Origin of the sequence: Streptomyces sp. NPDC020489, assembly GCF_044386545.1 — a bacterium.
GTDB lineage: Bacteria > Actinomycetota > Actinomycetes > Streptomycetales > Streptomycetaceae > Streptomyces.
This window is the reverse complement of record NZ_JBIRUZ010000013.1, coordinates 40485-59833: the sequence shown is the minus strand read 5'-3', so window position 1 is coordinate 59833 and position 19349 is coordinate 40485. Positions and strand designations below refer to the sequence as shown.

The window sequence follows — 19349 nt, the reverse complement described above, 5'->3', positions numbered from 1 at the left end:
CCCCCTGTTCACCGTAGAGTTGGAGATCCGGCGGCAGAAGGGGGAGAGCGCGGTGAAGCGCTTCGAGCGGCTCGCACAGATTCGGCGGATGGACCCCTACGAGAACGCCTCGGAGATCTACCGGCTCTCCGCGGCCTACGAGTTCCCCTGGGACTTCACCCGAGCCCTCGAACTGGCGCTCTATCGGACGTACGCCGTGCCCAGCATCGGGAGTCTGCTGGCCGAGACCGCCGAGCTCACGGATCGTGCGCAGAAACGCTACGACGACACCTCGCTGCTCCTCGACGCCGTCGTCGAGCACGGTTTCGGCAGCGAGCAGGGGCGCACGGCGATCCGCCGGATCAACCAGATGCACGGCAGTTATGACATCAGCAACGACGACATGCGCTACGTCCTGTGCACGTTCGTCGTGATGCCGAAGCGGTGGACGGACGCCTACGCGTGGCGCAGGATGTCGCGCCACGAGATCGTGGCCGCCGCCGTCCACTACCGCACGCTGGGCCGGCACATGGGCATCCGGGACCTTCCCCAGACCTACGAGGAGTTCGAGGACTGCCTCGACACCTACGAGGAGGCGCACTTCGCCTGGGACGAGGGCGCGCGGCGCGTCTCGGACGCCACGCTCGACCTGATGGCGTCCTGGTATCCGCGTCCACTGGCCCCCTTGCTGCGCGCCGCGACCCTGGCCCTGCTCGACGACCCGCTGCTGCGTGCCTTCCGCTACCCGTCGCCGCACCCCGCCACGCGCGCGTGGGTGCGTCGTGCCGTACGCGCGCGGGGCCGGGTCGTGCGCCTGCTGCCGCCGCGTCGAGCCCCGCACTTCGCCCGGCAGAACTGGGAGATCAAGGGATACCCGAACGGCTACCGGCTCGCCGACCTGGGCACCCGGCCGGTTCCCGGCGTCGCCGGCTGCCCGGTGCGGCACCGGCAGGGTTCAGCCGCCGAGTGAGGTGAGGGTCTCCCGCAGCCAGTCGAGTTCGGCGCGGGACGTGGCGCGGGCGATCGTCAGGATCCCGCGCCGGAACGGATCGTCCAACTCCTCGGCGCGCAACGGCCGGTCGCCCTCGTAGAAGAAGCTCGCCGGCTCCTCCAGGAACGCCAGCCTGCGCCGCAGCACGGCCGCCTGCGCGGGGGCGTCCTCCAAATGCCGGAGGAAGGCCAGGAGCGTGAACCAGCGGTTCTCGTCGCTGATGTCGCGCTGGACCGGTTCGGCGAGCCGTCGGCGCAGCTCGCGGCGCCCGTCCTCGGTCAGCGTCAGGACGTGCCGCGGCGCGGCGACGGCCCCGGGCTCGGTCGCGCGCTCCAGCAGGCCTGCCTTCTCCAGGCGCTTGATCGCCGGATAGAGCGTGCTCTCGGCGACGGGCTTCACGTGCCCGGTGAGCGCCGTGATGCGTTTGCGCAGCTCATAGCCGTGCAGAGGGGCGTCGTACAGAAAGCCGAGGATGGCGAGCTCCAGCATGCCCGCATTCTGCCGTACGTACGGTGTACATCGTTCGATGAGTACATCGCTTTCTCTATACCTCGTAAGCGATGTATTCTCTCTCCGGCGACGACGAACCGGTGACGACGACCGGTGACGGCGATCCGGCGACGGCAATCCGGCAACGAATCCGGCGACGAGTCCGGCGACGACAAGATGACGGCGTTCGAGGGGAGCACGGGATGAGGCAGGCCGAGTTCGACGGCAAGGGAAGCCGCGTCCGCTGGACCGAGGTGCCCGGCGAGGAGCCCGCGCGCGTGTACGTGCATGGCCTGGGGGCGGCCTCGTCCGTGTACCACGCCCATATCGCGGCCCGCCCCGAACTCGCGGGTCGGCGGAGTCTGTTCGTGGATCTGCCCGGGCACGGCATCAGCGACCGGCCCGAGCACTTCGGCTACACGCTCGAGGACCACGCGGGAGCCCTGGCGGCGGCCCTGGACACGGCCGGGGTCAGCGGTGCCGAGCTGATCGGGCACAGCATGGGCGGTGCCGTGGCACTGGTCCTCGCCCACCGGCGGCCCGAGCTGGTCTCCCGTCTCGTCCTGACGGAGGCCAACCTGGACGCGTTCCCGCCGCCCACCGCGGGCAGCAGCGGCATCGCCGCCCATGACGAGGACGCCTTCGTCGACGGCGGCCACGCGCGCGTGCTGGAACAGGTCGGGCCCCTGTGGGCCGCGACGATGCGACTGGCCGACCCGCGCGCCCTGCACCGCTCGGCCGTGGGGCTGCGGCGCGGGTCCGAGCCGGTCATGCGCACGATCCTGGAGGGCCTCGCCGTGGAGCGCGTCTGTCTGCAGGGCGAGGCGAGCGGTGAACTCGAGGGCAGGGACGCGCTCGAGGCCGCGGGGGTGCGTGTGGTGACCGTGCCCGGCGCCGGTCACAACGTCATGTTCGACAACCCCGACGCCTTCGTGGCGGCGGTCGCCGGACGGCTCTGAGAGGTCAGCCGTCCCGTACGGCCAGGGCCAGGAACCGGGTGGCCTCGTCGACGTACGACGTCATGCGCCATCCGGAACCGGCCAGCAGGGGGCGGAGGCGTGGCTCCGCGCGCAGGTCGTCCGGGGTGATCTGGCGGCCCTGCCGGGCCGCGAGCGCGGCCCGACCGATCGGGTGGAACAGCGCCAGGGTGCCGCCCGGGCGCACCACGCGCGCCAACTCCCGCAGGTTCTCGGCCGGGTCGGGCAGATGGGAGATCAACCCCGCCCCGAACACGGCGTCCAGCGACCGCGAGCGCAGCGGCAGGGCCGACACGTCGGCCAGCAGCAACTGCCCTTCCCCGTCCCGCCCGGCTTGTACGGCGACCTGGAGCATGGCGGGGGTCAGATCGGCACCCAGGACCACTCCCGAGGGCCCCACGGCGGCACGCAGGGGCGGCAGCGCCCGTCCGGTGCCGCAGCCGGCGTCCAGCACCCGGTCGCCCTCGCGCAGACCCAGGTCCGCGATCGCGGCGGCGTAGGCGGGACCGTCGTCGGGGAAACGGGCGTCCCAGTCGGCGGCCCGGGCGCCGAAGAACTCCTGGACATCTGTGTGGTCGTCGCTCATGCATCGCATGATCTCTCACCGACAAGGATGATGCTGCTGCGCACACGTTCGAGCGCGGCCCGATCGTTCAGGTGCATCTCTTCGCCATATTCCAACACCTTTCGAAATGCGCCCCCTTTGTGCGCCCATGCCCCGGCTAGCGTCCCGGAGCCATGGGACACCTGGACCACGCCGCCCTCGGCTGGCTGACCCCCGCGCTGTCGTACGTGATGGCCTGTATAGGCGCCGCCCTCGGGCTGCGCTGCACGGTCCGCGCGCTCGGCGCCACGGGGCGTTCACGCCGCAACTGGCTCATCACCGCCGCCTCCGCGATCGGGACCGGCATCTGGACCATGCACTTCGTGGCCATGCTCGGCTTCAGCGTCAGCGGCACCGACATCCGCTACGACGTGCCGCTCACCATCGTGAGCCTGCTCGTCGCCATGCTCGTCGTCTGCGCCGGCGTCTTCGCCGTCGGCTACAGCAAGGACCGGGCCCGAGCGCTGTTCCTCGGCGGACTCACCACCGGACTCGGCGTGGCGAGCATGCACTACCTGGGCATGGCCGCCGTACGTCTGCACGGCCACGTCGCCTACGACCCGGTCCTCGTCGGACTGTCCGTTCTGATCGCCGTCGTCGCGGCGACGGCCGCGCTGTGGGCCGCGCTCAACATCAAGTCGCCCGTCGCCGTCACCGTCGCCTCACTCATCATGGGCGCCGCGGTCAGCAGCATGCACTACACCGGGATGTTCTCGGTGAGCGTGCGCGTGAGCCCCTCCGGCGCGGCCCTGCCCGGCGCCACGGCGATGCAGTTCATCTTCCCCCTCGCCGTCGGCCTCGGGTCCTATCTGTTCCTGACCTCCGCCTTCGTCGCGCTGTCGCCGTCGACGGGGGAGCGCGAGGCGTCCGCCTCGGCCCAGCGGCCGGTCCCCAGCACCGCCCGCTGACGGCCCGCCGGGCCCGCCCACCGACCACTTCCGAGGCAGGAGGCCATGCGTACATCCCGTAGGACCCCCACGAACGACGCCCAGGCGTCCCCTGCGCCCACCGCTCGCGGCCGCCGCGCGCACGCCGGACCGCCGGCCGACGAAGGCCTCGACGACCCGATGGCCGCCGTATCCGACGAGGCACCCGCGCGCGCGGGCCGCTGGCTGATACGCCCGCGCACCGTGCGCGCCAAGATCATCTGCCTGCTGATGGTGCCGGTCGTCTCCCTGCTGGCCCTGTGGGCGTACGCCACCGTCAGCACCGCCCAGGACGTCTCCCGGCTACGGCAGTTGCAACGGGTGGACGCCGAGATCCGGTCCCCGGTCGCGGCCGCGGTCGCGGCACTCCAGGCGGAACGCGCGGCCGCCGTGCGCTACGCCACCGACCCGGCCGGCAGCCGTGGCGGCGACCTCAGGACCCTCGCGGAGCGGACGGACACGGCGCTGGCGAAGCTGCGGCTCGGCGACGACAACACCGTCGCCGACGGCGAGGAACTGCCCGCGGGAGTGGCCCAGCGCCTGGAGACCTTCGTGACCGGCGCCGAACGGCTGCGCCCCCTGCGGGCCGCCGTGCTCGACCGCCGGGCCGGCTGGAACGAGACGTACGGGCGCTACACGAGCACCATCGCGACGGCCTTCGGCGTGGGCGGCGCCCTCACCGGCATCCAGGACGCCGAACTCGGCTCCGACGCGCGCGTGCTGCTGGAGTTCTCCCGGGCGGGCGAGGCGCTGTCCCAGGAGGACGTGCTGCTCGCCGGCGCTCGCCTCGCCGGCCGGTTGGACGGCGAGCGGTTGCGGCTGTTCACCGGCGCGGTCGCCACCCGCCGCACGCTCACCGCATCGGCCGTCGCCGACCTGCGCGGCCCCGAACGCGCCGCCTGGCAGGACCTCGCCGGTGGTGGCGACTACGCCGCGGTCGGCGACGTCGAGGACGAGGTCCTCACCAGGCGCGGGGGCGCGTCGGCGATCGCCGCGGCCCCCGAGGCCACCTGGGGCAAGGCGCACGCACGCGTGCAGGACCGCATGCGGACCATCGAGGAGGACGCCGGACGCGGGGTCGCCGACCAGGCCGACCCCTTCACCCGCGGGCTGCTCACCCCGGCAGGCGCCGCCGTCCTGCTCGGCCTCGCCGCCGTCGCCGCCTCGCTCGTCATCTCCGTACGCATCGGACGTGGGCTGGTCGTCGAGCTGGAGGCCCTGCGCAACACCGCCCTGGAGATCGCCCGGCGCAAACTCCCCGAGGCCATGCGCAAGCTCCGGGCCGGCGAGGAGATCGACGTCCAGGCCGAGGCCCCACCCGGACCGCCCGCCGAGGACGAGACGGGACAGGTCGCCGAGGCCCTCACCACCGTGCACCGCGCCGCGCTACGGGCCGCCGTGGAACGCGCCGAGCTCGCCAGCGGCATCTCAGGGGTGTTCGTCAACCTCGCCCGCCGCAGCCAGGTCCTCGTGCACCGCCAACTGAGCCTGCTGGACAGCATGGAACGCCGCTCCGACGACCCGGGCGAGCTGAGCGACCTCTTCCGCCTCGACCACCTCACCACCCGCATGCGACGCCACGCGGAGAGCCTGATCATCCTCTCCGGGGCCGCACCCGGGCGTGCCTGGCGCATGCCGGTCTCCCTGACCAACGTGGTCCGCGCGGCCGTCTCCGAGGTCGAGGACTACGCGCGCGTGGAGGTACGCCAGCTTCCCGAGGCGGCCGTCGTCGGCGGGGCCGTCGCCGACCTCACCCACCTGCTGGCCGAGGTCGTCGAGAACGCCGCGCAGTTCTCACCTCCGCACACACGCGTGCGCGTCACCGGCGAACCCGTCGGCAACGGCTACGCGATCGAGGTCGAGGACCGGGGACTGGGCATGGGCAAGGAGACCCTGGCGGAGGCCAACCGCCGCATCGAACAGTCCGAGGCCCTCGACCTGTTCGACAGCGACCGGCTCGGACTCTTCGTGGTCAGCAGGCTCGCCGCCCGGCACGGCATCAAGGTCCACTTGCGCACCTCGCCCTACGGGGGCACCACCGCCGTCGTCCTGCTGCCCACCGCCCTGCTGCAGAGCGGGTCGGAGGAACGTTCCCCTCGCAGGACGGCGGACCACGAACGCGAGTACGCGCGCGTGCCCGGTGCCGCCCGGCCGCAGGAGTCCGTGCACGCGTCGGCCGACCGTCCCGCGCTGGTGGCCCCCGCCCCCGCCCCGGCCCCCGCCGCGCCGGTCATGGCGGCGGAGCGCAGGGCCGAGGCGGCGCCCGCCACCTCACCCCCCGGAGTCACCACCTTGCGACTGCACCGTCCCCCGGACGACTCCGAGGAATCGGACGACCTCCCGCGCCGCGTACGGCAGGCCAACCTCGCCCCCCAGCTGCGCGAACCCCGCGCCGAGGAGCCCCAACGGCATCCCGACCCGCAGGACGACGACCGGCGCACCCCCGAACTCGTACGCGACCGGATGGCGGCCTACCGCGAGGGCTGGACGCGCGGCGGCGGCCGCCGGCCCGGACACGGCGCCACCCCGGATTCCCGCGCGGCCAGCGACAGCAGTAAAGGAGACCCAGCATGATCCAGGACCCCGGCATGAGGGACGGCGTGGGGGTCCCCCCGCGCGATGGCCACGAGTGGGGGAGGTCCGGCGAACTCGACTGGCTGCTGGACGACCTGGTGCTGCGCGTCAGCGAGGTGCGGCACGCCGTGGTGCTGTCCAACGACGGCCTCGCCGTGGGGTCGTCGAGCGACCTGCGCCGCGAGGACGCGGAGCACCTGGCCGCGGTGGCCTCCGGCTTCCACAGCCTGGCCAAGGGCGCCGGCCGGCACTTCGGGGCGGGCGGCGTGCGCCAGACGATGGTCGAGATGGACGACGGCTTCCTGTTCGTGGCCGCCGCGGGCGACGGCTCCTGCCTCGCCCTTCTCACCGCCGTCACCGCCGACATCGGCCTGGTGGCCTACGAGATGGCGCGGCTGGTCAAACGCGTCGGCGAGCACCTGTACACGGCGCCGCGGGTCGCCGCGCGGCCTCCCGCCGGATGAGACGGGAAGGCGGTCCACGCAGATGACGGACGACATGACGGGCGCCCCGCGCGAGCAGGGCAGCCAGTGGTACGACGGGGAGGCCGGACCCCTCGTCCGCCCGTACGCGATGACGGGCGGACGCACCCAGCCCGGGCCCACCGGGGTGCGATTCGACCTCATCGCCCTGGTCACGCTGGACGCGACGGCGCCCGGCGTCGGCGACGACACGGCGCTCGGGCCGGAGCACCGGGTGCTGATCGAGCTGTGCCGCGTCGAGACGCAGTCGGTCGCCGAACTCGCGGCGGGCGCCGATCTGCCCGTCGGCGTCGTCAGAGTGCTCCTGGGCGACCTCCTGGAGCTCGGCTGCGTCACCGTCAGCCGCCCGGTACCACCCGCGCAGCTTCCTGACGAACGGATCCTGCGCGAGGTGATCGAAGGACTACGGGCGTTGTAGATGAAATGTCGTAAGGGAACGCACGTGACCCGGTCGTACAGAACAGAAAGCGGTCCAACCCCGCGAAGGGGCGCCGCAGTTGTCATCATGCTGACTTCGCACCCGTGCACCGCCGATCGTGGCCGGTACTCCCGAGAGAAGTGATCGATGGTCTCCGAGCACTCCGATGCCCAGGGCGGCGAGCCGACCGCGCTGGCGTTGAAGATACTGGTCGCCGGCGGGTTCGGCGTGGGCAAGACGACCCTGGTGGGCGCGGTCAGTGAGATCAGGCCGCTGCGCACCGAGGAACTCCTCAGCGAGGCCGGTCAGTTGGTGGACGACACCGACGGCGTGGACCAGAAGGTCACGACCACGGTCGCCATGGACTTCGGCCGCATCACCATCCGCTCCGGGCTCTCCCTCTACCTCTTCGGCACCCCTGGGCAGGACCGGTTCTGGTTCCTGTGGGACGAGCTGTCCCAGGGTGCCCTCGGAGCGGTGGTGCTCGCCGATACCCGTCGGCTGGAGGACTGCTTCCCCGCGGTCGACTACTTCGAGCATCGCCACATCCCGTTCGTCGTCGCCGTCAACTGCTTCACGGGCGCCCGTACGTACGGTGCCGCCGACGTCTCCCGCGCACTCGACCTCGACCGTGGCACCCCCGTGGTGCTCTGCGACGCACGCGACCGTGACTCCGGCAAGGAGGTGCTGATCCGGCTCGTCGAGTACGCCGGGCGGATGCACACCGCCCGGCTGCTGGACTCGGTGGGGTGAACCCGGTTTTCGAGCAAAGGTTCGGCCATCTTCCGCGCCTTGGCCCGTCCTCCTTGCCCGGGCCCCGGTCGTCGGGAATCGTGGCCGGGAGATCCTCCGGCCAGGGGGAGACGTCACACGGGGAGACGGAAACATGGCGCAGAACCAGGGACTGGGCTGGCTGCTGGACGATCTGACAACGCGCGTCGACCATGTGCGGCACGCGCTGGTGCTGTCCAACGACGGGCTGGTGGCGGGGGCGAGCACCGGACTGCGCCGTGAGGACGCGGAGCATCTGGCAGCCGTCTCCTCCGGACTGCACAGCCTGGCCAAGGGGTCGGGACGCCACTTCGGAGCCGGCCACGTACGTCAGACGATGATCGAGTTCGACGACGCGGTCCTCTTCGTCACCGCGGCCGGCACCGGCGCCTGTCTGTGCGTCCTCAGCGGCGCGGAGGCCGACATCGGGCAGATCGCCTACGAGATGACGCTGCTCGTCAATCGCGTGGGCGAGCACCTCACCGTGGACGCCCGTCACCCCGAGCGAGACTAGCGCCGCAGTGCCAACCACTCGGCCTCTGGCCGCCTGAACTGCAGTTTCCAGGGCTGTCGCGGAGTTATCCACAGGCCTGCCGCGAGATCCGCCGGAGCGGTTACGGTTTTTTCACGGCGAACGCACACAGCGTGAGCGACCGACTCCACGGGGGAGTACGCCCATGTCAGGCACGACCATCACCAAGCCCCAGCCCCTCACCTACGCGCCGGGCCGCGCCATCCGGGAACTGGGGCTCAAACGCAGCGAGTTCGACCTGGCCGTCCATCTCGGCCTGATCCGGACCGTGCCCGACGAAGGAGCCGGGGGCCGCCGTGTCGCCCGCTCCGAGATCGACCGCCTCCAGGCACAGGACGGCTTCCCCGACTCCCTCCGGCGGCGCGTGCGGGTCCTCGGCACCAGCGAGGCCGCGGCCGTCATGGAGGTGCCGATCGGCAGGTTCACGCGCCTGGCACGACTGGGCGTGGTGGCGCCGGTGCGCTTCTATCTGAACCGGTACCGGGCCGTGGTGTGGCTGTATCTGGCCGATGAAATCGAGCGGTTCGCGGCCGACGAGGCGAACGCCACGCTGCTGAGGGCACGTTGCCTGCCCGAGGGGATGCGGGGCCTGCTGGACACGGGACTGGATCTGCGGGCCCGCAACTGGCGCGCCCGGCACCGGGAGTTCCTGCTGCGGTCGGCCGACGGCCCCTGGGAGAGCGCCGGAGCCCTGGCTGCCTTCCTCGACCCGGTTCAGATCGCGGAGGTCGTCCCGGACCCCTACGAGCGCTCCCAGGTGATGCGCTTCCGGCCCGGACCGCCCTCTCAGGGCGCGCAGGGTTCACCCGCCGCCCACCTCACCGAGAAGCTCATGACGGCGGACGACCTGGACGAGATCGACCGGCTGCGGACCGACCTGGCACGGGCCCTCGCGGACGCCCGCCCGCCACGGCAGGCGCCGCGACCGGCGGCGGAACGGACGCCACCGGCACCGCAGGTCCGGCCGTCCGAGCGGCAGAGCCCGGCGCGCGGACTGCTCAGTCGACTGCGCCGCACCAAGCGCCCGACCTGCCGTCCCGGACGCGTGCGGCAGAGCGTTCGGAGCAGCCCTTGACGGTGCGTGACTCCGAACGCACGCGGACGCCCGCGGAACGCCGTGCCCGGTCCCACCTGGCGCGCGACGCGGAGCACCCGAAGGAGTCCTGCGCGGGGCGTGCCTCAGAGGGGACGGAACAGCCCTTCCTGGACGACGGACACGAGCAGCCGGCCCTCCAGGTCGTAGATCCGCCCGCGGGCCAGGCCCCGGCCGCCCGTCGCGATCGGTGACTCCTGGTCGTACAGGAACCACTCGTCCGCGCGGAACGGCCGGTGGAACCACATGGCGTGGTCCAGCGACGCGATGTCGAAGCTCCGCGGACCCCACAGAGGCTCGACCGGGATGCGCACGGCGTCCAGGAGGGTCATGTCGCTGGCGTAGGTGAGGGCGCAGGTGTGCACGACCGGGTCGTCGCCGAGCGGTCCGACCGCGCGCATCCACACCGCGCTGCGCGGCTCGGCGCCCTTGACCTCCTCGGGCGCCCAGCGCAGCCGGTCCACATAGCGGATGTCGAAGGGCTGGCGGCGTGCCATCCGCTCCAGCTGCTCGGGCAGCGCGCCCAGATGCTCCCGGATCTCGTCCGTCACCGACGGCAGCGACTCCGGGTCCGGGACCTCACGGGCCGGCGGCAGCTGGTGCTCGAAGGTCCCTTCCTCAGGCTTGTGAAAGGAGGCGGTGAGATTGAAGATCGTGCGGCCCTGCTGCACCGCGGTGACCCGGCGGGTCGTGAACGACCTGCCGTCCCGCACCCGTTCGACCTGGTACACGATCGGCACCCCGGGCCGGCCCGGACGCAGGAAGTACGCGTGCAGCGAGTGCACCGGGCGGTCGCCCTCGGTGGTGCGGTTGGCGGCGACCAGCGCCTGCCCCGCCACCTGGCCGCCGAAGACCCGCTGGAGGGACTCGTGCGGGCTGCGGCCGCGGAAGATGTTGAGCTCGATGCGTTCCAGGTCGAGCAGGTCGACCAGTCTCTCGGCCGGGTTCGTCATGGGTGGGTCTCTCCTGTGCTCACAGCTGGCCGACGTCGGTGACGCGGATGACCGCGCGGCCCTCCGCGTCGGAGGCCGTCAGATCGACCTCCGCGCTGATGCCCCAGTCGTGATCGTCGTTCGGGTCGTCGAAGATCTGGCGGACGCGCCACAGGCGGTTCTCCGGCTCCTCCTCGATCAGGAGCAGCTTCGGGCCGCGGGCGTCGGGGCCGGTGCCGAGGTCGTCGTACTCGTCCCAGTACTTGTCCATCGCCTCGCCCCAGGCGTCGGCGTCCCAGCCGGCCTCGCCGTCCAGCTCTCCCAGTTCCTCGACCTGGTCCAGGGCGGCGAGCTCGACCCGGCGGAACATGGCGTTGCGGACCAGCACCCGGAAGGCGCGCGCGTTGGTGGTGACCGGCTTGACCTCGTCAGCCTTCTCCTGGGCCTCCTCCGCGGTCATCACCTCCGGGTTGGCGAGCTGCTCCCACTCGTCCAGGAGGCTGGAGTCGACCTGGCGCACCATCTCCCCGAGCCACTCGATGAGGTCCTGGAGATCCTCGGACTTGAGGTCGTCCGGGATGTTGTGGTCGAGCGTCTTGTAGGCGCTGGCGAGGTAGCGCAGGACGATGCCCTCGGTGCGGGCGAGCTCGTAGTAGGACACCAACTCCGTGAAGGACATCGCCCGTTCGTACATGTCACGGATCACGGACTTGGGGGAGAGCGGGTGGTCGCCGACCCAGGGGTGGCTCTTGCGGTACGTGTCGTACGCGTGGAAGAGCAGCTCCTCCAGGGGCTTGGGGTAGCTGATGTCCTGGAGGCGCTCCATCCGCTCCTCGTACTCGACACCGTCGGCCTTCATCGCAGCCACGGCGTCGCCCTTCGCCTTGTTCAGCTGGGCGACGAGGATCTGGCGCGGATCGTCCAGCGTCGACTCGACGACGGAGACCATGTCCAGGGCGTAGGACGGCGATTCGGGATCGAGGAGTTCGAAGGCGGCCAGCGCGAAGGTGGACAGCGGCTGGTTCAGCGCGAAGTCCTGCTGGAGGTCCACCGTGAGCCGGACGATCCGGCCCTCGGCGTCCGGCTCGTCGAGCTTCTCGACGATGCCGCCGTCCAGCAGCGAGCGGTAGATGGCGATCGCCCGCCGGATGTGCCGCAGCTGCTGCTTGCGCGGCTCGTGGTTGTCCTCCAGGAGATGGCGCATCGCCTCGAAGGCGTTGCCGGGGCGGGCGATCACCGACAGCAGCATCGTGTGCGTGACCCGGAAGCGCGAGGTCAACGGCTCGGGCTCGGAGGAGATGAGCTTCTCGAAGGTGCTCTCCGACCAGGCGACGAACCCCTCCGGCGCCTTCTTGCGAACCACCTTGCGCCGTTTCTTCGGGTCGTCGCCGGCCTTGGCGAGCGCCTTCTCGTTCTCGATGACGTGCTCGGGCGCCTGTGCCACGACGAAGCCCGCCGTGTCGAAGCCCGCCCGTCCGGCACGACCGGCGATCTGGTGGAACTCACGGTTGCGCAGCGTGCGCACCCGGTTGCCGTCGTACTTGGTGAGCGCGGTGAACAGCACGGTGCGGATGGGGACGTTGACCCCCACGCCGAGCGTGTCCGTGCCGCAGATGACCTTCAGCAGGCCGGCCTGCGCGAGCTTCTCCACCAGGCGGCGGTACTTGGGCAGCATGCCGGCGTGGTGGACGCCGATGCCGTGCCGTACGTAACGGGACAGGTTCTGGCCGAACTTGGTGGTGAAGCGGAAGTTGCCGATCAGATCGGCGATCTGCTCCTTCTCCCTCTTCGAGCACATGTTGATGCTCATCAGCGCCTGCGCCCGCTCCACGGCCTGCGCCTGGGTGAAGTGCACGATGTAGACCGGGGCCTGCCGGGTCTCCAGCAGCTCGGTCAGCGTCTCCGTGAGCGGGGTGAACTTGTACTCGTAGGACAGCGGCACCGGGCGCGTCGCGGAGCGGACCACCGCGGTCGGGCGGCCGGTGCGCCGGGTGAGGTCCTTCTCGAACATCGAGACGTCACCGAGTGTCGCCGACATCAGGATGAACTGCGCCTGCGGCAGTTCCAGGATCGGGATCTGCCAGGCCCAGCCGCGGTCGCCCTCCGCGTAGAAGTGGAACTCGTCCATCACGACCTGGCCGACGTCCGCCTGCTTGCCGTCGCGCAGCGCGATCGACGCCAGCACCTCGGCGGTGCAGCAGATCACGGGCGCGTCGGCGTTGACGGAGGCGTCGCCGGTGAGCATGCCGACGTTCTCGGTGCCGAAGATCTTGCACAGCTCGAAGAACTTCTCCGACACCAGCGCCTTGATGGGGGCCGTGTAGAAGGTGACCTCGTCACGGGCGAGCGCGGCGAAGTGCGCGGCCGCCGCGATCATGCTCTTGCCGGAGCCGGTGGGGGTCGACACGATCACGTTCGCGCCGGAGACCACCTCGATCAGCGCCTCCTCCTGATGGGGGTAGAGCGTGAGCCCGCGCTCCACGGCCCAGGACTCGAAGGCTTCGTAGAGGGCGTCGGGGTCTGCGGTCGGCGGCAGCTGATCGATGAGGGTCACCCACCCATCTTGCCTGCCCTTCTGCCGCACAGGGGAATCGGATGCGGCCACGAAGATCATGACCAGTACGCTGTGTCGCCGACGGCACGTCAGCACGGCCGGTCAACTGGACAGCGGCACACGAGGAATGGGGCGGGCTACGGCCATGATGGGACCAGCACACTCACTCTCCGGAGCCGCCGCCTGGCTCGGTGTCGGAGCCGCCGCCACCGCGACCGGTCACACCATGCCCTGGCCGGTTCTGCTCGCCGGCGCCCTGATGTGCGCCGGCGCGGCCCTCGCCCCCGACCTCGACCACAAGGCGGCCACGATCTCGCGCGCCTTCGGGCCGATCTCGCGCGGGCTGTGCGAGATCGTCGACAAGCTCTCCTACGCGGTCTACAAGGCCACGAAGAAGCAGGGCGACCCGCGTCGCTCCGGCGGTCACCGCACCCTCACCCACACCTGGCTGTGGGCGGTACTGATCGGTGTTGGCGCCTCGGCCCTGGCGGTCGACGGTGGCCGGTGGGCGGTGCTCGCCCTTCTCTTCGTGCACATAGTGCTGGCCATCGAGGGGCTGCTGTGGCGGGCCACCCGTGGCTCCAGCGCCGACGTGCTGGTGTGGCTGCTGGCCGCGACCAGCGCGTGGATCATCGCCGGGGTACTGGACAAGCCGGGCCACGGTTCGCTCTGGCTGTTCACGGCGCCGGGCCAGGAGTACATGTGGCTGGGCCTGCCGATCCTGCTCGGCGCTCTGGTCCACGACATCGGGGACGCGCTGACGGTCTCGGGCTGCCCGATCCTGTGGCCCATCCCGGTCGGCCGCAAGCGCTGGTACCCGATCGGGCCGCCCAAGATCATGCGGTTCCGGGCGGGCAGCTGGGTCGAGCTCAAGGTGCTGATGCCGGCGTTCATGCTGCTGGGCGGGGTGGGCGGCGCGGCGGCGCTCAACTTCATCTGACGGCGAGGACGAGGGCGAGGGCCAGGGCGACGTCGGGGCCGGTGCTGGTGCCGGTTCCGGGCGACGGGGGCGACCGTGGAGGCCTCGGCCGACGTACATGCCGCGCCCGGCTGAGCCCACGCTCATCCGACGTCGGACCGGTGCGCCTCAGTCCCCGCTCACCTCTCGCCGCCTTGCCCCTCCCCGTTCTGCCCTTCCCCGCTCTGCCCCTTCCCGCCTTGCCCGGCGCCGCCGTACCGGCGCTCGAACTGTGCGATCCGGCCCTCCGAGTCCACCGTCCGGGCCTTGCCGGTGTAGAAGGGGTGGCTCTCCGAGGAGATCTCCACGTCCACCACGGGGTAGGTCTCGCCGTCGTCCCAGTCGATCGTCTGCTCGCTCGTCGCGGTGGACCGGGTCAGGAAGGCGTAGCCGGCGGCGCGGTCGCGGAAGACGACCGAGTGGTAGTCGGGGTGCTTGTCCTGCTGCATACGTGCTCCTCCTGCGGCGTGGGGGATGAGCGGGCGGTCGGGTCGGCAGGGGCCGTCGGATCGGCGCGGCCGACAGGGACGGCGAGGCCGGTCGGGTCAGCCGGACAGGGCGTCCTCGTCGACGATGTGCATCGCGGCCTCCTCGGCGGAGGCCGCCGCGCCGTCGATGCCCACGTCCGTGGCGACCAGCGCGCTCTCCTCGTCCTCGTGGGCGCCCTCGTCGGGGGCGACGAGCCGGCCCGACCGTCTGGCGCCCACCTCGTTGTCCAGGAGTTCGCCGTCGGTGCCGTCGCAGTCGCCGAGGCCGTCACCGTCGGGTACGGGGGCGTCCGGCAGTTCCTCGGCGAGGCGCTGGTCCAAAGTCTCGCGTTCGGCCGCCGTCACACCGGTGTGCTCGACCGCCCAGGGACGCTCCGGAGGGGACCAGCCCCGGTCGAGGGGATCACCGACACCGTCGTTGTCCAGGGTGTCCTCCGCGTCCAGCAGTCCCGCGTCGTCCTGTATCTCCGACGCGTCGGGCTGGTAGACGTCGTCTCCCCATCCGTCGCCGCTGTTCACGGATACCTCCAGGTGGTGGGGCCGGGCCCGTTCCCACCGCGGTCGGCCGCGGTGCGGGCACAGGCTGCGTCCGGCGCGAAACGCGTGGTTCCCGGACGCTCCCCGAACCGGTGCCGCTCTCCAGACTTCCACCCCCCTTCGGCACCGCGCAACGGCAGGGAGCGCGGACGGGGCCGGAGGGCCCGGAGAGGTGGGCCGGAGCCGCGATGTGGCCGGTCGGCGGAGGGCACCGAGGCGGTCGGGGCCGTAGGGGCCGTGAGGGCCGCGGACCGTCCCACCGGCTCGGCGCACGGGCAGCGGGGTGCCGAAGAGCCGGGAGCCGCCGGTACCGAAGTACCGGCGGCTCCCGGCCCCGCACAGGTGGCCTCACCCGTGCCAGGACCTCCACAGCGCCGCGTACGCCCCGTCCGCCGCCACCAGCTCGTCGTGGCTGCCCAGCTCGCTGATGCGGCCATCCTCCACGACGGCGATGACGTCCGCGTCATGGGCGGTGTGCAGACGGTGGGCGATGGCGACGACGGTGCGGCCGTCGAGGACGCGGGCGAGGGACCGTTCCAGGTGCCGGGCCGCGCGCGGGTCGAGCAGGGACGTCGCCTCGTCGAGGACCAGCGTGTGCGGGTCGGCCAGCACCAGGCGGGCCAGCGCGATCTGCTGGGCCTGCGCCGGGGTGAGGGCCAGCCCGCCCGAGCCGACCTCGGTGTCCAGGCCCTCGTCGAGCGCGCGGGCCCAGCCGTCCGCGTCGACCGCGCCCAGCGCCGCCCACAGCTCGGCGTCGCCGGCGTCGGTCCGGGCGAGGAGCAGGTTGTCGCGGAGCGAGCCCACGAAGACGTGGTGCTCCTGGTTGACCAGGGCCACGTGGGAGCGGACCTGTTCGGCCGGCATCCGGGAGAGCTCGGCGCCGCCCAGGGTGATCCGGCCGTCCCGGGGTGCGTAGATCCCGGCGAGCAGCCGGCCCAGGGTGGACTTGCCCGCCCCGGACGGGCCGACCAGCGCGAGGCGGGTGCCGGGGGCGACGTCCAGGGACACCTTGCGCAGCACGTCCACGCCCTCCAGGTAGCCGAAGTGCACCCGGTCCGCGTGCACCTGGCGCCCGTCGGGGACCACCGAGGCGTCCCCGGTGTCCGGCTCGACGTCCCGGACGCCGACCAGGCGGGCCAGCGACACCTGGGCGACCTGCAACTCGTCGTACCAGCGCAGGATCAGCCCGACCGGGTCGACGAGCATCTGAGCGATCAGCGCACCGGTGGTGAGCTGACCGACGTCGATCCAGCCCTGGAGGACGAACACACCGCCGACCATCAGTACCGAGGAGAGGATCATCACGTGGGTGACGTTGATGAACGGGAAGAGCACCGACCGCAGCCAGAGCGTGTAGTTCTCCCAGGCGGTCCACTCCTTGATCCGGCGCTCCGACAGCTCGACGCGGCGCTCGCCCAGACGCTGGGCCTCGACGGTGCGCCCGGCGTCCACGGTCTCGGCGAGCGCGGCGGCGACGGCCGCGTAGCCGGCGGCCTCCGAGCGGTAGGCGGACGGGGCGCGCTTGAAGTACCAGCGGCACCCGATCACCAGCAGGGGCAGCGCGAGCAGCACGGCACCGGCCAGCGGGGGAGCGGTGACCACGAGCCCGCCCAGCAGCAGGACCACCCACACCACACCGATCGCCAGCTGGGGCACGGCCTCGCGCATCGCGTTGGCCAGCCGGTCGATGTCGGTCGTGATCCGGGAGAGCAGGTCGCCCGTGCCGGCGCGCTCCAGGACGCCCGGCGGCAGGCCGACCGACCGCACCAGGAAGTCCTCGCGCAGATCGGCCAGCATCTGCTCGCCGAGCATCGCGCCGCGCAACCGCACCTGCCGCACGAAGACGGCCTGCACGGCGAGCGCGAGCACGAACAGCCCGGCGGTCAGCTCCAGATGAAGGTCGCGGGCCTGCTCCGAGACGCGTTCCACGACCCCGCCGAGCAGCCACGGACCCACCATCGACGCCACCACGGACACCGTGTTGACGGCGACGAGGATCAGGAAGGCGCGGCGGTGCCGCCGGAACAGCTCGGTCACATAGGCGCGTACGGTCGAGGCGCTCCCGACGGGCAGGGTGTTCGCCGTCGTCGGGGCCGCCGGGTCGTACGCCGGTGGCGCCACGCCGATCATGCCGTCTCCTCGATCTCTTCCAGCACGCCCTTCCGGGCTGCCTCTTCGGCTTCTTCCTCGGTCTCGCGGGTCACGACCGCGCGGTACCGGGGTTCGGTGTGCACCAGCTCGCGGTGCACGCCCACCGCCACGACCTCGTCCTCGTGCACCAGCAGCACCCGGTCCGCGCGGTCCAGGAGCAGCGGCGAGGAGGTGAGGACGACGGTCGTACGGCCGGCGCGCAGGTTCCGCAGGCCTTCGGCGATACGGGCCTCGGTGTGCGAGTCGACGGCCGAGGTCGGCTCGTCCAGGACCAGCACCTCCGGGTCCGTGATCAGCGACCGGGCCAGCGCGAGCCGCTGGCGCTGGCCGCCCGACAGGGAGCGCCCGCGCTCGGTGATCCGGGCGTCCATCGGGTCCTCGGCGCCGAGCGAGCCCTGGACGAGCGCGGCCAGGACGTCCCCGCACTGGGCGGCCTCCAGGGCGTCCGCCGCGGCGACCTCGCCCGAGGCGGGCACGTCGAGGAGTTCGCGCAGCGTGCCGGAGAGCAGGACCGGGTCCTTGTCCTGGACGAGGACGGCGGTCCGGGCGGTGGTGAGCGGCAGGTCGTCCAGCGGTACCCCGCCCAGCAGCACGGAGGATCCCTGCTCGGCGGGGTGGCCGCCCAGCCGCTCGGCCAGTCGCCCCGCCGCGTCCGGGTCGCCGCACACCACGGCGGTGAGCCGGCCGGAGGGGGCGAGGAGTCCGGTCGCGGGGTCGTACAGGTCGCCGGACGGCACCTCCGCGGCGAGTGACCCCTCGGTGTCGGTGGCGCGCTCCAGCGACAGCACCCGCGCGGCGCGGCGGGCCGAGGGGCGCGAGAAGGAGTACGCCATGGCGATCTCCTCGAAGTGCCGCAGTGGATAGGTGAGGATCATGACCGAGCTGTAGGTGGCGACGAGCTCGCCGACGGTGATCCGGCCCTCGCGGGCCAGGTTGACGCCGTGCCAGACCACCGCGATCAGCAGCAGGCCCGGCAGCAGCACCTGGATCGCGGAGATCAACGCCCACATCCGGGCACTGCGCACGGCCGCGTGCCGCACTTCCTGGGAGGCGCGGCGGTAGCGGTCGAGGAAGAGTTCCTCGCCGCCGATGCCGCGCAGCACCCGCAGCCCGGCGACGGTGTCCGAGGCCAGCTCGGTGGCACGGCCGGCCTTCTCGCGCTGGAAGTCGGCGCGCCGGGTGGCCCGGGGCAGCAACGGCAGAACGGCGATCGCCAGCACGGGCAGACCCACGGCGACGACGACCCCGAGCGCCGGTTGGTAGATCACCAGGCCCACGGCGACGATCACGATGGTGAGCGCGGCGGCGGTGAACCGGGAGACCGCCTCCACGAACCAGCCGATCTTCTCGATGTCACCCGTGGAGACGGCCACGACCTCACCGGCCGAGACCCGGCGGGTCAGCGCCGAGCCCAGCGCCGCCGCCTTGCGGGCCAGCAGCTGCTGGACGCGGGCGGCGGCGGTGATCCAGTTGGTGATGGCGGTGCGGTGCAGGAAGGTGTCGCCGAGGGCACTGCCCGCGCAGCACAGGACCAGGAGCCCGCCCGCCTGCGCGAGCCGGGTTCCGGAGCGGTCGACGACGGCCTGGACGGCGAGGCCGACGCAGAACGGCAGGGCGGAGATGGACACGAAGTGCAGCAGTCCCCAGGAGAGGGACTTCAGCTGCCCGCCCAGCTGGTTCCGGAAGAGCCACCACAGGAATCTGGGACCCGAGCGCGCGTCCGGCACACCCGGGTCGGGATGGGGAAGGTCTTGAATCTGCATGACGGAGGACGTCCCAGTGGCTGGTGTCAGAGGGGTGGGGGGACCGCGGACGGCGGTAGCAAACCGTGAAAGGTTCGCGTCATTGCGTGGTCGGAGGCAACCGGTTTTCCTGGCACCATGGCGGGGTGCG

General features: G+C 72.0%; 18 protein-coding genes. 10 read left to right on the top strand and 8 right to left on the bottom strand.

Features of this window, described 5'->3' with window-relative positions:
- Window positions 1-52 precede the first annotated feature (52 nt).
- Window positions 53-949: an oxygenase MpaB family protein gene (locus tag ACH41F_RS30560; protein WP_398838555.1), complete on the top strand. Its 897-nt coding sequence runs from the start codon at window positions 53-55 to the stop codon at window positions 947-949.
- Here ACH41F_RS30560 and ACH41F_RS30555 read toward each other — a convergent pair.
- Window positions 935-1459, bottom strand: coding sequence for a helix-turn-helix transcriptional regulator (locus tag ACH41F_RS30555; protein ID WP_391236574.1), 525 nt, complete (start codon window positions 1457-1459; stop codon window positions 935-937). The two genes, ACH41F_RS30560 and ACH41F_RS30555, sit on opposite strands and share 15 nt — an antisense overlap.
- Before the next feature lie 203 nt (window positions 1460-1662).
- Here ACH41F_RS30555 and ACH41F_RS30550 point away from each other — a divergent pair, with 203 nt between their 5' ends.
- Window positions 1663-2418: an alpha/beta fold hydrolase gene (locus tag ACH41F_RS30550; protein WP_398838357.1), complete on the top strand. Its 756-nt coding sequence runs from the start codon at window positions 1663-1665 to the stop codon at window positions 2416-2418.
- A gap of 4 nt (window positions 2419-2422) precedes the next feature.
- Here ACH41F_RS30550 and ACH41F_RS30545 read toward each other — a convergent pair whose 3' ends face one another.
- Window positions 2423-3022, bottom strand: coding sequence for a methyltransferase domain-containing protein (locus tag ACH41F_RS30545; RefSeq protein WP_391236568.1), 600 nt, complete (start codon window positions 3020-3022; stop codon window positions 2423-2425).
- Between the two features lie 152 nt (window positions 3023-3174).
- On the opposite strand from ACH41F_RS30545, the gene ACH41F_RS30540 reads away from it, so the two are divergent.
- The 7 genes from ACH41F_RS30540 to ACH41F_RS30510 all read left to right on the top strand — a co-directional run bounded on the left by ACH41F_RS30540 (window position 3175) and on the right by ACH41F_RS30510 (window position 9818).
- On the top strand, window positions 3175-3948 hold the full coding sequence (locus ACH41F_RS30540) for an MHYT domain-containing protein (RefSeq protein WP_398838356.1): 774 nt from the start codon (window positions 3175-3177) through the stop codon (window positions 3946-3948).
- Between the two features lie 45 nt (window positions 3949-3993).
- The gene (locus ACH41F_RS30535) at window positions 3994-6540 is read left to right on the top strand and encodes a nitrate- and nitrite sensing domain-containing protein (protein WP_391236562.1); all 2547 of its coding nucleotides are present in this window, start codon (window positions 3994-3996) and stop codon (window positions 6538-6540) included.
- Window positions 6537-7004, top strand: a complete 468-nt coding sequence (locus ACH41F_RS30530; protein ID WP_391236559.1) for a roadblock/LC7 domain-containing protein — start codon at window positions 6537-6539, stop codon at window positions 7002-7004. The genes ACH41F_RS30535 and ACH41F_RS30530 overlap by 4 nt, the downstream gene beginning before the upstream one ends.
- 22 nt (window positions 7005-7026) lie before the next feature.
- Window positions 7027-7440, top strand: coding sequence for a DUF742 domain-containing protein (locus ACH41F_RS30525; RefSeq protein ID WP_391236557.1), 414 nt, complete (start codon window positions 7027-7029; stop codon window positions 7438-7440).
- Between the two features lie 147 nt (window positions 7441-7587).
- The gene (locus tag ACH41F_RS30520) at window positions 7588-8193 is read left to right on the top strand and encodes an ATP/GTP-binding protein (protein ID WP_391236554.1); all 606 of its coding nucleotides are present in this window, start codon (window positions 7588-7590) and stop codon (window positions 8191-8193) included.
- 133 nt (window positions 8194-8326) lie between these two features.
- A complete protein-coding gene (locus ACH41F_RS30515) occupies window positions 8327-8725 on the top strand; it encodes a roadblock/LC7 domain-containing protein (protein WP_391236552.1) in 399 nt (132 codons plus the stop codon).
- A 163-nt stretch (window positions 8726-8888) separates the two neighbouring features.
- The gene (locus ACH41F_RS30510; protein ID WP_391236549.1) at window positions 8889-9818 is read left to right on the top strand and encodes a DUF6397 family protein; all 930 of its coding nucleotides are present in this window, start codon (window positions 8889-8891) and stop codon (window positions 9816-9818) included.
- Window positions 9819-9922: 104 nt separating this feature from the next.
- Here ACH41F_RS30510 and ACH41F_RS30505 read toward each other — a convergent pair whose 3' ends face one another.
- Together ACH41F_RS30505 and ACH41F_RS30500 are read right to left on the bottom strand one after the other, a co-directional pair.
- Window positions 9923-10789, bottom strand: a complete 867-nt coding sequence (locus tag ACH41F_RS30505; RefSeq protein WP_391236545.1) for an acyl-CoA thioesterase domain-containing protein — start codon at window positions 10787-10789, stop codon at window positions 9923-9925.
- Window positions 10790-10808: 19 nt separating this feature from the next.
- Window positions 10809-13322 (bottom strand): DUF3516 domain-containing protein, encoded by a 2514-nt coding sequence (locus ACH41F_RS30500; protein WP_391236542.1) that lies wholly within the window; start codon window positions 13320-13322, stop codon window positions 10809-10811.
- Between the two features lie 145 nt (window positions 13323-13467).
- On the opposite strand from ACH41F_RS30500, the gene ACH41F_RS30495 reads away from it, so the two are divergent.
- Complete coding sequence (locus ACH41F_RS30495; protein WP_391236538.1) at window positions 13468-14262, top strand: metal-dependent hydrolase; 795 nt, start codon at window positions 13468-13470, stop codon at window positions 14260-14262.
- A 158-nt stretch (window positions 14263-14420) separates the two neighbouring features.
- Here the strand turns inward: ACH41F_RS30495 and ACH41F_RS30490 are convergent, their stop codons facing one another.
- From ACH41F_RS30490 to ACH41F_RS30475, 4 genes are all read right to left on the bottom strand, one after another.
- Window positions 14421-14729, bottom strand: a complete 309-nt coding sequence (locus ACH41F_RS30490; protein ID WP_391236535.1) for a type B 50S ribosomal protein L31 — start codon at window positions 14727-14729, stop codon at window positions 14421-14423.
- Between the two features lie 96 nt (window positions 14730-14825).
- On the bottom strand, window positions 14826-15287 hold the full coding sequence (locus tag ACH41F_RS30485) for a DUF5709 domain-containing protein (RefSeq protein ID WP_391236532.1): 462 nt from the start codon (window positions 15285-15287) through the stop codon (window positions 14826-14828).
- 366 nt (window positions 15288-15653) lie between these two features.
- On the bottom strand, window positions 15654-17435 hold the full coding sequence (locus tag ACH41F_RS30480) for an ABC transporter transmembrane domain-containing protein (RefSeq protein ID WP_391236529.1): 1782 nt from the start codon (window positions 17433-17435) through the stop codon (window positions 15654-15656).
- On the bottom strand, window positions 17432-19219 hold the full coding sequence (locus ACH41F_RS30475; RefSeq protein WP_391236526.1) for an ABC transporter transmembrane domain-containing protein: 1788 nt from the start codon (window positions 19217-19219) through the stop codon (window positions 17432-17434). Before ACH41F_RS30475 ends, ACH41F_RS30480 begins: the two co-directional genes overlap by 4 nt.
- Window positions 19220-19349: the final 130 nt, after the last annotated feature.